The organism is Rothia dentocariosa ATCC 17931 (assembly GCF_000164695.2).
GTDB lineage: Bacteria > Actinomycetota > Actinomycetes > Actinomycetales > Micrococcaceae > Rothia > Rothia dentocariosa.
The window spans coordinates 965,197-978,614 of the sequence record NC_014643.1; the positions used below are offsets into that span (position 1 = coordinate 965,197).

15 protein-coding genes are annotated in these 13,418 nt (G+C 53.3%); 9 read left to right on the forward strand and 6 right to left on the reverse strand.

What is annotated here, in order from left to right; translation table 11 throughout:
• Positions 1-107: 107 nt before the first annotated feature.
• The 5 genes from trxA to HMPREF0733_RS04355 form a co-directional block, all read right to left on the reverse strand.
• Positions 108-434 (reverse strand): thioredoxin, encoded by a 327-nt coding sequence (trxA, locus tag HMPREF0733_RS04335; protein ID WP_004005938.1) that lies wholly within the window; start codon positions 432-434, stop codon positions 108-110.
• A 15-nt stretch (positions 435-449) separates the two neighbouring features.
• Entirely contained in the window at positions 450-1,493 is a 1,044-nt protein-coding gene (gene trxB / locus HMPREF0733_RS04340; RefSeq protein ID WP_013398160.1) for a thioredoxin-disulfide reductase, read from the reverse strand.
• A gap of 256 nt (positions 1,494-1,749) precedes the next feature.
• Positions 1,750-2,985 carry a hypothetical protein gene (locus tag HMPREF0733_RS04345; protein ID WP_013398161.1) on the reverse strand — a complete coding sequence of 412 codons (1,236 nt, stop codon included), beginning with the start codon at positions 2,983-2,985 and terminating at the stop codon, positions 1,750-1,752.
• A gap of 90 nt (positions 2,986-3,075) precedes the next feature.
• Positions 3,076-4,761: a murein biosynthesis integral membrane protein MurJ gene (murJ, locus tag HMPREF0733_RS04350; protein ID WP_013398162.1), complete on the reverse strand. Its 1,686-nt coding sequence runs from the start codon at positions 4,759-4,761 to the stop codon at positions 3,076-3,078.
• 21 nt (positions 4,762-4,782) lie between these two features.
• Positions 4,783-5,283: an NUDIX hydrolase gene (locus HMPREF0733_RS04355; protein ID WP_004005942.1), complete on the reverse strand. Its 501-nt coding sequence runs from the start codon at positions 5,281-5,283 to the stop codon at positions 4,783-4,785.
• A gap of 102 nt (positions 5,284-5,385) precedes the next feature.
• On the opposite strand from HMPREF0733_RS04355, the gene HMPREF0733_RS04360 reads away from it, so the two are divergent.
• From HMPREF0733_RS04360 to rplI, 7 genes are all read left to right on the forward strand, one after another.
• The gene (locus HMPREF0733_RS04360) at positions 5,386-6,810 is read left to right on the forward strand and encodes a CCA tRNA nucleotidyltransferase (RefSeq protein WP_013398163.1); all 1,425 of its coding nucleotides are present in this window, start codon (positions 5,386-5,388) and stop codon (positions 6,808-6,810) included.
• A gap of 161 nt (positions 6,811-6,971) precedes the next feature.
• A complete protein-coding gene (locus tag HMPREF0733_RS04365) occupies positions 6,972-7,340 on the forward strand; it encodes a TM2 domain-containing protein (RefSeq protein ID WP_115333523.1) in 369 nt (122 codons plus the stop codon).
• 222 nt (positions 7,341-7,562) lie between these two features.
• Positions 7,563-7,925, forward strand: a complete 363-nt coding sequence (locus HMPREF0733_RS04370) for a TM2 domain-containing protein (RefSeq protein ID WP_013398165.1) — start codon at positions 7,563-7,565, stop codon at positions 7,923-7,925.
• A gap of 224 nt (positions 7,926-8,149) precedes the next feature.
• On the forward strand, positions 8,150-8,452 hold the full coding sequence (gene rpsF, locus HMPREF0733_RS04375) for a 30S ribosomal protein S6 (protein ID WP_004005946.1): 303 nt from the start codon (positions 8,150-8,152) through the stop codon (positions 8,450-8,452).
• An 86-nt stretch (positions 8,453-8,538) separates the two neighbouring features.
• Entirely contained in the window at positions 8,539-9,189 is a 651-nt protein-coding gene (locus tag HMPREF0733_RS04380; RefSeq protein ID WP_004005947.1) for a single-stranded DNA-binding protein, read from the forward strand.
• An 88-nt stretch (positions 9,190-9,277) separates the two neighbouring features.
• Positions 9,278-9,514: a 30S ribosomal protein S18 gene (rpsR, locus tag HMPREF0733_RS04385; RefSeq protein WP_004005948.1), complete on the forward strand. Its 237-nt coding sequence runs from the start codon at positions 9,278-9,280 to the stop codon at positions 9,512-9,514.
• Positions 9,515-9,537: 23 nt separating this feature from the next.
• Positions 9,538-9,990 carry a 50S ribosomal protein L9 gene (gene rplI / locus HMPREF0733_RS04390; protein ID WP_004005949.1) on the forward strand — a complete coding sequence of 151 codons (453 nt, stop codon included), beginning with the start codon at positions 9,538-9,540 and terminating at the stop codon, positions 9,988-9,990.
• A gap of 139 nt (positions 9,991-10,129) precedes the next feature.
• On the opposite strand, the gene HMPREF0733_RS04395 is transcribed toward rplI, so the two are convergent.
• Positions 10,130-11,122: an alpha/beta fold hydrolase gene (locus tag HMPREF0733_RS04395; protein ID WP_013398168.1), complete on the reverse strand. Its 993-nt coding sequence runs from the start codon at positions 11,120-11,122 to the stop codon at positions 10,130-10,132.
• A gap of 326 nt (positions 11,123-11,448) precedes the next feature.
• Between HMPREF0733_RS04395 and HMPREF0733_RS04400 the strand changes: the two genes are divergently transcribed.
• Together HMPREF0733_RS04400 and HMPREF0733_RS04405 are read left to right on the forward strand one after the other, a co-directional pair.
• Positions 11,449-12,489 (forward strand): ABC transporter ATP-binding protein, encoded by a 1,041-nt coding sequence (locus HMPREF0733_RS04400; RefSeq protein WP_013398169.1) that lies wholly within the window; start codon positions 11,449-11,451, stop codon positions 12,487-12,489.
• Positions 12,490-13,377, forward strand: coding sequence for an ABC transporter permease subunit (locus tag HMPREF0733_RS04405; protein ID WP_013398170.1), 888 nt, complete (start codon positions 12,490-12,492; stop codon positions 13,375-13,377).
• The last annotated feature ends 41 nt before the right edge of the window (positions 13,378-13,418 follow it).

Consider the following 13,418-nt stretch of genomic DNA (forward strand, 5'->3'; position numbering starts at 1 on the left):
TTTTTAGCTCTGTAAACGAAGTAGGTATAAAGATAGAAGGTGTGGATGTTTCACGTGAAACATCCACACCTTCTATGGGTTTTTGAGGATGAAGGCTTGAAGAAAACCTACTTGATGTATTCCTCAAAATCAGCAATGAGTGCCTGTTTGGGACGAGCGCCTACGCTCTTCTTTACAACCTGCCCATCTTTGAAAAGGTAGATCGCGGGGATAGAAGTAATGTCGTATTCCATAGCGGTGTCGCCGCTCTCTTCGACATTGACCTTCACGACATCGACCTTCTCGCCATATTCGGCGGCGATTTCATCGAGAACCGGGGCGACCATGCGGCAGGGACCGCACCACTCGGCCCAGAAGTCGACGATCACCGGCTTGGAATTATCCAGAACCTCAGCCTTAAAGGTGGCATCGGTTACTGCTTTTGCGTTGCTCATATCTGTTTCTCCTGACTAAAGGTTTTCGAGGTAGTGCTGTGCGTCGAGTGCTGCTACCGCACCCGAACCGGCGGCGATAATCGCCTGACGGTAGGTTGGATCAATGACGTCGCCTGCGGCGAAAACGCCGGGCAGAGAGGTTTTTGACGAGCGTCCCTGAACCGCAATCGTGTTTTGATCGGTAATCTCCAGCTGATCTTTAACCATCTCGATACGCGGATCAGAACCGATGGCAATGAACAGTCCGTCGAGCTTCATATCGCGGGTAGCGCCAGTAACGGTATCGGTCAGAACAACCTCTTCCAGCTTGGAATCGCCGTGAATCTCGCTCACCACGGAATTCCAGAGAACTTCAATCTTGGGGTTGTCGAAAACGCGCTGCTGCATAATATCGGATGCGCGCAAAGAATCACGGCGGTGGATCAGATAGACCTTGGATGCGTAGGTGGTGAGGAAGAGTGCTTCTTCCAGAGCAGAATCGCCGCCGCCTACCACCGCGATTTCCTTATCTTTGAAGAAGAATCCATCGCAGGTTGCGCACCACGAGACGCCATAGCCAGAGAGTGTATCCTCACCTTCAACACCCAGCTTGCGGTACTGCGAACCGGTCGAGAGAATAACGGTTTTTGCGAGGTGCACGGAACCGTCGGAGAGAATAACCTTCTTAATATCGCCGTCGAGCTCCAACTTTTCGACATCCTGGTAGCGAATATCCGTGCCGAAGCGCTCCGCCTGGGCACCGAAATTGGTCATGAGCTCAGGCCCCTGGATTCCCTGCACAAAACCGGGGAAATTCTCGACCTCGGTTGTGGTCATGAGAGCACCACCGGGGGAGAGGGAGCTCGCGAAGAGTACCGGCTCAAGGTTGGCACGCGCCGCGTAGACGGCGGCAGTGTACCCGGCGGGGCCGGAACCCACAATAATAACGTTGTGGACCTTCTGATCGCCCTCAGAGGCCGTTTCTTGGGCTTTTTCTTGGGGAGTGGAGGATGCGGCAAGGTTCAGACCGCCGAGAGCGGCGCCTCCGAACAGATTACCCAATGTATTTTCAGTGCTCATTCTTCTCTTCCTCGAATTTCTTCTGATAGTCGCTCAACGCAACAGTATCCCCAATTATTCCATTCTGGAAGCGGCTAAGCCATATTGAATGGGGTCGAAGCGAACATGATGGGTACCGAAGAGAAATGTGACGTTTTATGTTCAGGGCTGCACTCGACGGAGAATACTGGACGGGAAGCCTTGAAGGAGTGAGATCAAGGCAAAATAAATGGCGCATCCCCATGTATGAGGATGCGCCACTCGTTGAGGCTGTACGCTACTCGGCCTTAATCTCGCCAATGCGCAGACCGTAGCTGTACCCTGCGATAGGCTGCGAGAGCTTGGGTGCTTCATCGAAGACGATGATGATGTAGCCGCCCTTATCGGCAGACTGCTTGTCCTTATCCAGCTCAACCGTGACATCCTGCCCAGAGAAGCTTCCCTTGCCAACTTCGGTGGCACCGCTCATTGAGGCTTGGTTGTTGGTGTATACGGTGAAGGAACCACCGGAACCGCCTGTCTGCTGAATAGTTAGTTTGGAGACAACCGTGGGAGACTCTAGTTTAGCGGCAAGCCCGAATTCCTTGACGACACCACCGAAGGCGGGGCTGCCAAAACCATAGCTGGACCAGGTGCTTGAGGGGTTACCATCGGTCAGTGCGGGAAGACCGGAATCCATATCCGCCATAAAGTTAGGGTTGCTCGGCACCAGACGTGATACGGAGGTAACCTTTACTGGCGCATTGGAGGCGCTGGGCGATGCCGACGGGGAGGCTTCCTCAGATTCTGTAGACCCTGTCGTAGCGCTTGCGCTTGCCGAGGCGTTCTTACCTTTAACCGGATTCGATGCGTGATTCGACCCCAAACCGGTCAGCGTGGTGAGCACGCCACCGGCAACAATGACCAATAGAAGCACGGCAGCGAAAGCAATAGCCCAGGTTCCGCGGTTTGTACCCTCGTCTTCGTCGTCTTCATAGACGCCGTCATCGTTCGGTCCGGAGACCATAGGTGCAACGTTCATCGAGGGGATCTGTGAGACCTCCCAGGCCTTTACAGCGCTGATAGCGGAGGTTTCGGAACCCACCATTGGAATGTTCTCGTAGGTTTGCGGCGCGGCACCGGTAAGGCTGTCACCGAAGATTTCGGCCCCGAGCGCCTCATCAGGGTTGCCATCGGGAGAGACCGAGGGGTTATCGGTCAGTAGGGTGTCAAGCAAAACATCCGGGCGGCTGTATGAGGTCACCAGGTATTTATTGCCTTCGGGGGCGATTCCCATATCGAGAATCTGAATGTTGTAGCGGCTATTGACCGCCAGCGCCCGCGAATTCTTCTCCAAGAGGTGGCTGCGCACGGGAGAAGCCACCACCACCGAAACCTTACGGTTCAGAATCTGATCCTTACCTTCGAGGATCATATCTGATTCGGCGGTGATGATAATCTGTGCGGTGATTTCGTAACGGCCACCCAAAACGGTTCCGACCGGAATCTGCTGCGACAAGTTCTCTCCCGTCATGTATTTTCTCGCCTATAGTTTAGTAGGCTCTTCCAAAGATTTTACCCGGATTACGCGGGATACGGTGTTTTTAGCGGTTTGCGGGCTGGTTTAAGATTCGTTTGAGGCCCCTCGCCGTGCGAGTGCTTTTACCTTGCCCGCGATGGGTGCGAAGAGAGCATCTGCCTCACGCACGCGGAAAATCTTGAGCATCACCACATAGCTGAAGAGCATGGTGAGACCACAGATTATAAGGGTTATAACCGCTGAAATTTTTGATGCCCAGGCGAAGCCATCAAGATTGTATCCGCCCAATACCCACAATACGGCGGCGGCAATAACTCCCGCAAAACATGCCGCGAGGGTAGTACGAGCGTACATGTTGATAATACGCTTCTGCCCATAATACCCAAGTCTGCGGCGAATTTCGTAGTGGCTGATGGCGACCACGAAGAGGTTCTGCACCGGGAAAATCAGGGAGAGCGCATACACGGTGTAGCGCGGGTCAAGCAGGGAGGCAACCCCACTCATAACGACCATAACAATCGCGGCGTAGAACTGAATGAGGAAGGGGGTGCGCGCATTCTCTCGGGCATAGAGAACGCGCCCGTAGAGGAAGGATATGGTCAGTGCGGGGGTTCCCAATGCGGTAATAGCAATGAGGCGCCCAATGACGGTTGCCGCAACCGGGTCTCCGCCGCTAAAGAGCACCGCCACGGGACCGGCGAGGACGATAAGTGCGAGCGCACAGAAAACGGTGGCAATACCGGCGGTACGCATGCCGTGCGAAAGGGCGTGAATGACGCTGTCGCTATCGTCCGCGATGGCGGAGGAACTCATGCGGTTAAAGAGGACGGTAGCGATGGAAATGCCGATCACGCCGTGGGGGAGCGAGTAGAGCATTGAGGCGTAGTTCATTGCCTGCAGACCGGGAATCTGAATACCCATATCGGCATACTGGGCGCGGGCGCTCACCACGGATGCGGCAACCCGGGTCATGTACATATACGACAGGTTAGAGACGGCACCGGCGGCAAGGGTCCAAATCGCCAGACGAGATGCTTCCCGCAGTCCGATACCGCGCCAGCCGAAGTCCGGTTTGAGTCGCAGCCCCAGCCTCCTGAGCGGGATAAAGAGAACGATAGCCTGCAGTGCCACACCCAGAGTTGCCGATCCGGCGAGGAAGATCGTCTGCATCGACGTCCAGCTTTCGACCGAGTGGCGTGGAGGATTGATGGTTGTATCCTGCGCCCCGAAGGTGAAAATAAAGATGAAGAGCGCAGCGATAGCAACGACGTTATTGAGCACGGGCGCCCACATGAAAGCCCCGAAGGCCTCTTTCGCGTTGAGTACCTGCCCAATGACCGTATAAAGCCCGTAGAAGAAGATTTGCGGCAAACACCAGAACGAGAATATATACCCGAGTTCTTTCTGCTCTGGCGTCCATGTAGAGCCCATGACGTTGATAATAGGGATGGCGCACGCCAGCGTAATCGCTGTAATCAGACCGATGGCCGTCACCGTAATGGTTACGAGCTTGGAAATATACCGTTCGCCGCCGTCTTGGGCTTTAGCGGCTTTGATAATCTGCGGCACGAGCACGGCGTTGAACACACCACCGGCGACCAACACGTAGATGAGGTTGGGGAGCGTATTTGCGGTCTCGAAGACGTCACCTACGGTCGAGAGGGCACCCAGTGCCACCGTGAGAAGGATTGCCTTAAGGAACCCTAGAACACGGGATACGAGCGTTCCCGCCGCCATAATGGCGCTTGAGCGTGCATCGGTACGTGCCAACTTCTTCTCCTGGTTGTGACGTTAGAGCTGGGTATTAATATACTCTCGTGCAATATCTGCGATGCGCCGTTCATTAGCGAAAGAGAGTTTCTGGCTAAGCTCTGCCAGGGGTACCCACGCAACATCGACTGCTTCATGATCGGGGTCATGCTCAATGGTTAGGCGGCCGCCGGTAGCACAAAAAAGGTAGTGATGTACCGTTTTATGGATGCGCTGCCCACTAGACGTAAACCAGTAGTCGATATACCCGAGGGTAGCAACAATGTAACCGGTAATTCCGGTTTCTTCGGCTATTTCTCGTTGAGCTGTTTCTATCAGACTTTCATGACCTTCAACATGTCCCTTAGGTAGACACCATTCGAGCTGTCTGTTGCGGTTATAGCGCGCAATGATTGCCACCGGAAGGTCGGGACTATCAAAATTAATCATGAGCCCTCCCGAAGAGACCTCTTCAAGCGCAGGCACCGGAAGCTGGGGCGCGAAGGGGCGTATTTTGGGTGCGCGCGGTACGGGAAAACTCATAGTTCTACCTTATCCGATGCGGCGCTATTTTGGGCTATGGTGCGGCTGATAGGAGCCCGCTAATATGCTCTTGCCGCTAATATCTGGCAGGATTAAGAGACTATGTCGCAAAAACTTGATGTGCTCTCAAAATATCCGGATGCTGTTGAACTCGGCGAACTCTACCGCCAGGCGGGTTTTGATCTCTACCTAGTCGGTGGTCTGGTGCGTGATGAACTACGCAATGCCCCCGGCGAGTTCACTGATTTCGATATGACTACGAACGCCACTCCCGCCCAGAGCGAGCGGATTTTGAGCGCCTGGGGAGAGCATATCTGGGATATCGGCAAAGAATACGGCACCATCAGCGCCCGCAAAAACGGCGCTGTTTACGAGGTAACGACCTATCGCGCCGAAGTGTACGTCGCTGATTCCCGCAAACCCACGGTGGAATTCGGCACCGATTTGAAGGCTGACCTGATACGGCGCGACTTCACCATCAACGCCATGGCTGCTGCGCTGCCTTCGGGGGAAATTGTGGATCTTTTCCACGGCACTAAAGATTTAGCAGAGGGCGTTTTGCGAACCCCGCGCTCGCCTCAAGAATCCTTTTCCGAAGACCCGCTTCGTATGATGCGCGCGGCGCGGTTCGCTGCTCGGTTCAACCTCACTGTAGCGCCGGAAGTATTCGAAGCGATGCAGCAGATGGCATCGCGCATCGAGATTATTTCGGCGGAACGGGTGCGCGACGAGCTCATCAAACTCATCTGTGCAGATTACCCGCGCGTGGGCCTGAACTTGCTCGTAGAAACCGGGCTTGCGGACTATGTGCTCCCGGAGTTGCCCGCCCTGCGCATGGAAATGGACCCTTCACACCACCATAAAGACGTTTATGAGCACTCGCTCAAAGTCATGGAGCAGGCGATCGAAAAGGAAACCGCCGCTGACGGCCCCTGCCCCGCACCCGATTTCGTGCTGCGTTTCGCATCGCTTCTGCACGACATCGGCAAACCCAAAACCCGCAGATTCGAGAAAGACGGCTCGGTATCTTTTCTGCAGCACGATATGGTTGGCGCGCGCATGGTCAAAAAACGGATGCGCGCCCTACGCTTCGATAACGACACCATCAAGGCGGTGGCGCGCCTCGTGGAGCTTCATATGCGCTTCTACGGCTACCGTGAGGCCGGGTGGACCGACTCAGCGGTACGTCGATACGTGCGGGACGCAGGGGAGCAGCTGCAGCGTCTCCACAGGCTTTCTCGGTCGGATGTCACCACGCGCAATAAACGCATGGCGCGCTCGCTGGCGCAGGCATACGATGATTTGGAACGGCGTATTGATGAGCTTGCAGCCCAAGAAGAGCTGGATGCGATGCGCCCTGAACTGGATGGCGAACAGATTATGGAGGTGCTGGGCATCGATCCTGGGCCTCTTGTGGGGCAGGCGTATAAATTCCTGCTGAACCTGCGTTTGGATGAGGGTGAACTTGGTGAAGAAGAAGCGACCCGCCGCCTGCTCGTGTGGTGGCAGGAGCGCGGAGAGTCCTAAAACCCCATAATACGGCGGAATACTGCGGAAATAGAGTATGACGGAGACTACGGCGCATAAGGTTCACTAAATGCCTCTGTGAAGCTAAATTGACGTGTAGGATGGTACTCAGCGGCAGCGTTCGCCGCGCACGAATACACATTCACCGAAAGGGCATTACTATGTCTGATAACTCTGCCTTTAACCCGGCTTCTAAACCTGCATTTAACGGTTCCCAACCTCACGGACAGCCCGTACAACCTATCGCCGTAGCACCGGTCATGATGGTGCAGCAACCCAAATCCATGGCGGTGGCATATCTGCTGTGGTTTTTCCTAGGTTCCCCTGGTATTCACAAGTTTTATCTGAACCAAACGGGTCAAGGGATTCTATACCTGTGTTTATTCCTTACTGGCTGGGCAACTGTTTGGTTTCTTATCGGGATAATTCCTCTTGTAATTTTGGGCATCTTGCTCATCATTGATATTTTCCTGATACCTGGCCGGGTGAACCAACTCAACGGTGTAACCCCCGTTGTTGTGAAGCAGTAACAGCCCATTATCACGACCCCGCTGCGCATTGGCGAATCCCGCATCCTCACAGTCGAGGATGTGGGATTTTTTGTCTGAACGAAGGTTGGTGCGGTGGGGGAGGGGAGGGCAGATTCCCATCGAATACACACCCCGTTCCCAGGGTTTGCGCATGTGAACTGTCTAAACTTGCAGTGAGCGCGTTATATACAGCGCGCTGAAACACTCACGAAGGAAGGAAATATGTCGCAACAGGTTTATGAACCTAAACTTTTCGCCCATGGAACCGTTCCGGGCAGCCGTACTTATGTGAACTCCGAACATGAACAGTCGACCGTCGTTGTAGTTCGCCCCAAATCCGTGATTCTCACCTATGTGCTGTGGCTTTTCCTCGGATGGTTAGGCATCCACAAGTTTTATCTGCGTCAGCCAATTCAGGGGCTGCTTTATCTGGCACTCACCGGTATAACTAGCCTGCTGACGCCCATAGGTTTAGGTTGGATAACCGGTATTCCGCTAGGTCTTCTGCTCTTCAAAGACCTCTTCACGAATATCCTTCGAGTCGCCATCCTCAACCTTCGGGACTCTTCGGTTCGTTACTACTAAACTAGAATTTTTAGCGTTCAAGACTCTAGCTTCAGGATGCGCCCGTTACACCCATGCGGTGTGGCGGGCGCATCCTTCTCTTTGCTGGATTCTACCGCGTATTCTCGTGTAATATAGAAGAATCTGTGTGTGCATCCTGAACAAGAGGATGCTGCACCGGGTGCCACATGAATCTCCTGCTATGGAAATCCCATAGCCGTTTAGCCCAAAGGAGGGGTTTAATCATGCGTGCATACGAACTGATGGTTATCCTCAACCCCGAGGTTGAGGACCGAGCGGTAGAGCCGTCTCTGTCGAAGTTCCTGGAAATCGTCACCAACGCTGGCGGTACCATCGACAACCTTGACATCTGGGGTCGCCGCCGTCTGGCATACGAGATCCAGAAGAAGTCCGAAGGCATCTATGCGGTTGTTAACTTCACCGCGAGCCCTGAGACCGCCGCTGAGCTCGACCGTGTTCTGAACCTGAACGAGTCCGTTATGCGTACCAAGATCATCCGTCCGGAGGATCAGAAGGTCAACAAGTAAGACTCTAAAAACCGCGACCTGATTAAAATGTCAGGTTCCTATGGTTACCTAGAGTTATATACTTGAATCCATTCGAGGAGGCATCAATGGCAGGCGAAACCATTATCACTGTGGTCGGGAATCTCACCAGCGACCCTGAGCTGCGCTACACTCCCGCAGGTGCGGCGGTTGCAAACTTTACGATTGCATCTACCCCGCGTACCTACAACCGTCAAACCGGTCAGTGGGAAGACGGTGAGGCACTGTTCCTGCGTGCGTCTATTTGGCGCGACTACGCAGAGAACGTCGCAGAGACCCTGAAAAAGGGAACCCGTGTGATCGCCCAGGGCCGTTTGAAGTCTCGCTCGTATGAAACGAAGGAAGGCGAACGCCGTACCTCAATGGAGATCGAGCTCGATGAGATCGGTCCCGCTCTACGGTACGCTACCGCCCAGGTAACCCGTTCACAGCGCACCTCTGGAGGCAACTTCGGCGGTCAGCAGGGCGGAAACTTTGGCGGCAATAACTTCGGTAATAACCCCCAGCAGGGTGGTTTTAACAATTCCGCACCGCAGCAGGGCTTCGCTCAGCAGCAGGGCGGAAACGGTTACTCCAGTAATGCCGGATTCGGTGGGGGAGCCCAGCAGGCGCCCGCACAACCGGCACAGCAGCAGGCACCTGCGGCTGATCCGTGGACCTCACAGTCCGGCGGAAACTACGATTGGGGTACCGGTGCCGATGACGAACCTCCGTTCTAAAGAAACGTTCCGTCTTCCTCAAACCAAACCATATATCAATCCATCCCGCGGTTAACGCCGCGGGCTCCCAACCTAAAGGAGCACCACGATGGCTAAGGCTGAAATCCGTAAGCCCAAACCTAAGCAGAACCCCCTGAAAGCTGCTGACGTCACCGTTATCGATTACAAAGACGTCGCCTTGCTGCGCAAGTTCATCTCCGATCGCGGCAAAATCCGCGCTCGCCGCGTAACTGGCGTGACCGTTCAGGAACAGCGCAAGATCGCTCAGGCAATTAAGAATGCCCGTGAGGTTGCACTGCTTCCCTACTCCGGCGCTGGCCGCTAACGAGAAGGAGAGTAACAAGTACTATGGCTAAGATTATTCTGACTCAGGAAGTAACCGGTCTGGGTGCCGCTGGTGACATCGTCACCGTCAAGAACGGCTATGCACGTAACTACCTTCTTCCTCGCGGCTTTGCCGTTTCGTGGACCGTTGGCGGCGAGAAGCAGGTTGAATCTATCCGTGCGGCCCGTGCGGCGCGTGCGAAGGCCTCCCTGGAAGAAGCCCAGGAGACCGCAGCTAAGCTCTCTGCTCGCCCGATTGTAGTGGCACACAAGGCTGGTGCTGATGGTCGTCTCTTCGGCTCCGTTAAGGCAGATGCTATTGCTGACGCTATTGAAGAGGCAGGTCTCGGCACTATCGACAAGCGCACCATTCACCTCGGTTCCGCTATCAAGCGCACCGGTGAATACCAGGTGACCGCTCGTCTGCACGAGGATGTTGTTGCCAACGTTACTCTGGACGTTGTAGCAGCCGCATAAGCAGGGCGTATTTAGACGCTGTGAGGGCGTCGCATTCCGACTGGGATGCGACGCCCTTTTCATATGTGGAGCCAATTATCCGTTTTACCCGAGAAGTGCGGGGTAGGGGAGGGGTATGTTTCACGTGAAACATTGTGTGTTACAGAATACCGTCAATAAAATCTATGACCGCTTGGGTTACCTCTTCCGAATGCCCCTCGATCATATGACCACCCGTTTCGAAGATACACGTGGTGAGATTCGGGTATCGGTACATAGAACTCTGCACATGCCCTCGCGGCTGGGCAAAAGGCACCACTCGGTCATCTTGTGCGTGGATCAGAAAAACGGGTGGTTCCAAGCTCTCAATGGGGTATTCCTCAAGATGAACCGCCATATCCGGGTTCGTGATAGTTGTGTCGATCTTGGCTCCCATACGTCGTTCCCGTAGGGGGAGCATCCCGTATATGGTATTTGAGGGAAGCCCAAATAGAGGTTTGAAAAATGGAGACAGCAGCCACATGACGTAGTCATGGTTCAGAGCGGCAGGAGGCCCCATACGCGTGGGCAGCTTTCGTGGTTTTTCCTCCTGGGGCGGGGCAGAGCTGAGGAGAATAAGACCTGTTGTCCGTTCCGGATAATCCAGAGCAAAACGAAGAGCGAGGGTTCCTCCGGCAGAGGCGCCTAGCACATAGACCGTCTCGATATTGAGGATATCAAGGAGTGCCATCAGAGCCGCTGCCTGTTCTTTAGGAGTTCCTTCACCTGCAACCGAGCTTCCGGGGTACCCAAAACGCGATGGAGCAATAATCCTGTAGTGTTCCGAGAGATCCCTAACGTTCTCAAAGGCTTGGTCGTAGCCTCCATAGATACCGTGCAGAGACAGGATAACGGGAGGGTCGCTATATGCTGAGGATGACCCTGTGGGCATAATGTCGAGATATGTTATCTCTCCATAGCTGAGATGCACCGTTTTGGCCGGATACGACGCGAGTTTGTCCACAGCATCGTGGAGTGCCCGGCGGCATCGTATACCCTGAACACCCATGTAGGTTGTGGCAGCAAGCGCTGTACCACCAAGGAGGAACCAACCCCACCGGCCGTATCCTGCACGGTTTTTCTGTGGTTCCCGTGTACTGCTAGTCCCACGCATAGTTCCCTATTCCTTCGTATACGGTCTATTTTTAACTACACTAATTTCACAAACGTGGGCGCACAACCCTAGGGGACGGGTATTAGGACTATTCTTGGAGATACTTCGATATAGTAGTATTTCTATCTCTATACGTTGGATAACTATATTTCTATAGGAATTTTCTTATAGACAGCATTAATGTTTCACGTGAAACGGTGTGCGTAAAAGATTGAGAAATAATAAAAATATTGGGAGGACCTCAAAAATCCTATATTCTCCGAAGCGAGAACCGTAGACTGGACGTGACAGAATATCCTTAAATTTCTGCAGAAGGATAGGTATAGATGTTACAGGTTCAGAATCTTACCAAGAGGTATGGTGATAAAACCGCTGTTAACGATATGTCTTTTATCGTTCCCGACGGTAAAGTCACCGGTTTTTTGGGTCCCAATGGGGCAGGTAAATCGACCACGATGCGCATGCTGGTCGGACTCCATAAGCCCACCTCGGGCGAAGCCCTTGTGGACGGCAAAAATTATCAGTCCCTTAAATCTCCGCTCCATACGGTAGGAGCCCTCCTCGACGGGAAATCGGTACATCCGGGGCGCAGTGCACGCACGCACCTCATGTCTATTGCGCTTACCCACGGTATTTCGGCGAAACGTGTGGACGAAGTTATCGGCATGACCGGTCTAAGCCAAGTCGCTAAACGGAAGGTTGGCGGTTTTTCCCTCGGCATGAATCAGCGTTTAGGTATTGCCTCAGCAATTTTGGGCGATCCCCATAACGTTATTTTGGATGAGCCGGTTAATGGTCTTGATCCCGAAGGCGTGGTGTGGGTTCGTCAGTTGGCAAAGTATTTGGCATCCGAAGGTCGGGCGGTGCTGATTTCTTCGCACCTCATGAGCGAGATGGCACAGACCGCTGACGATCTCATTATTATTGGGCGCGGTCGCCTGCTGGAACACACGTCTATTGATGAACTTATCTCGCGAGTAGGCGGTCATAAAGTTCTGGTTCGTACCGATGAACGTGACCTTTTCGCTTCACTCCTTGCAGAACGGTCGCTTCCTTTCGAGGCGGTCGATACCGATGGTTTGTTGGTTTCGGCTGATGCTCGTGACCTGGGTGAACTCGCTTTGCGTGAGCAAATTTTGCTCTATGAGCTGGCACCTCATGAAGCGACTCTTGAGGATGTTTACCTTGAAATTACACGTTCAGAGGTTGAATATGTCTCTGACGAGCTTCCCGGTGCTGGTGCTGTAGTCGCAGGTTCTTCGGCACCGAATGCACCGGCAGCCGATCCTCAACTGCAACCGGTGGTTAGTTCTCCAGAGCACAGCTTTATCGATGAAACCCAGCAGGAGAATGGGAGGAACATATAAATGAGTACTCAAACCTACGCTACTAAAAATGCGCCTGCACCGGTTACTCATAACCTATCATTCCTGGGTGTGCTCCGCTCAGAATGGTTAAAGATGCGCTCCCTACGTTCTCAGCAGGTTCTCTTCATCATTACGGTAGTGCTGATTTTAGGACTCGCAATGCTGCTGGCTCCTGTTTTTAACGAACAATTGGCACAGTATGAGAAAGATGTGAGTACATCGCAGATTGTGAATGGGCAATCAGTCAACGGTTCCGAGATCATTGACCAGATGAAGAGCGCATCGTACTCTATCGGAGTTGTAGGCGCTTCATTGGGAGGCATTATTCTTTCTTCCATGGCGACGGTATTTATTGCATCTGAATATGCCACGGGTGCCATGCAAACAAGTCAGCTAGCAGTACCGCGTCGTTCTCTTTTATATTCTGCTAAAGCCCTTGTGGTGACGGTGGTAGCTTTTGTCGTAGGAACCTTGAGCGGTATCTTGGCATTCTTCTTAGGTCAGATGATACTCACGGAAAAGCTACGAGTCTCTTTCGATGGTGAAGTACTTCGAATCGCTCTTCTTCTTGGACTGTATCTTGTGGTACTTGCTTGGATGGGATTCGGGTTTGGTGCTCTCCTCCGTAATAGTGCCGGAGCTATTGTTCTTACAGTCGTTCTGCTTTTTGTGGTGACAATAGTTCTTAGTTTCTTCAGGTCTGCTGAGTGGGCAAGCGATGTTTCCAAGTATCTACCTGTCCATCTGGGCGAAAATATGTTGGTCTACGATACTGATAAGTTTAAAGATCCCAGCTACGAAGTCCGCTGTATCCTCTTCACCCTGTGGGGTTTTGTACCCTTGGTACTTGGCTGGATTCGCTTCAAATTCAACGATATGAAGTCTTAGATTTACGGCTCATCGGATAAGAGGAAGTGCCGCCTCCTGAA

Excerpts from the sequence above, each read along its gene's own strand:
- HMPREF0733_RS04355 (WP_004005942.1), bottom strand. The coding sequence starts at position 5,283 with ATGAGTTTTCCCGTACCGCGCGCACCCAAAATACGCCCCTTCGCGCCC.
- HMPREF0733_RS04395 (WP_013398168.1), bottom strand. The coding sequence starts at position 11,122 with ATGCGTGGGACTAGCAGTACACGGGAACCACAGAAAAACCGTGCAGGA.
- trxA (WP_004005938.1), bottom strand. The coding sequence starts at position 434 with ATGAGCAACGCAAAAGCAGTAACCGATGCCACCTTTAAGGCTGAGGTT.
- rplI (WP_004005949.1), top strand. The coding sequence starts at position 9,538 with ATGGCTAAGATTATTCTGACTCAGGAAGTAACCGGTCTGGGTGCCGCT.
- HMPREF0733_RS04400 (WP_013398169.1), top strand. The coding sequence starts at position 11,449 with ATGTTACAGGTTCAGAATCTTACCAAGAGGTATGGTGATAAAACCGCT.
- HMPREF0733_RS04380 (WP_004005947.1), top strand. The coding sequence starts at position 8,539 with ATGGCAGGCGAAACCATTATCACTGTGGTCGGGAATCTCACCAGCGAC.
- trxB (WP_013398160.1), bottom strand. The coding sequence starts at position 1,493 with ATGAGCACTGAAAATACATTGGGTAATCTGTTCGGAGGCGCCGCTCTC.
- HMPREF0733_RS04370 (WP_013398165.1), top strand. The coding sequence starts at position 7,563 with ATGTCGCAACAGGTTTATGAACCTAAACTTTTCGCCCATGGAACCGTT.
- rpsF (WP_004005946.1), top strand. The coding sequence starts at position 8,150 with ATGCGTGCATACGAACTGATGGTTATCCTCAACCCCGAGGTTGAGGAC.
- rpsR (WP_004005948.1), top strand. The coding sequence starts at position 9,278 with ATGGCTAAGGCTGAAATCCGTAAGCCCAAACCTAAGCAGAACCCCCTG.
- HMPREF0733_RS04345 (WP_013398161.1), bottom strand. The coding sequence starts at position 2,985 with ATGACGGGAGAGAACTTGTCGCAGCAGATTCCGGTCGGAACCGTTTTG.
- HMPREF0733_RS04405 (WP_013398170.1), top strand. The coding sequence starts at position 12,490 with ATGAGTACTCAAACCTACGCTACTAAAAATGCGCCTGCACCGGTTACT.
- HMPREF0733_RS04365 (WP_115333523.1), top strand. The coding sequence starts at position 6,972 with ATGTCTGATAACTCTGCCTTTAACCCGGCTTCTAAACCTGCATTTAAC.
- HMPREF0733_RS04360 (WP_013398163.1), top strand. The coding sequence starts at position 5,386 with ATGTCGCAAAAACTTGATGTGCTCTCAAAATATCCGGATGCTGTTGAA.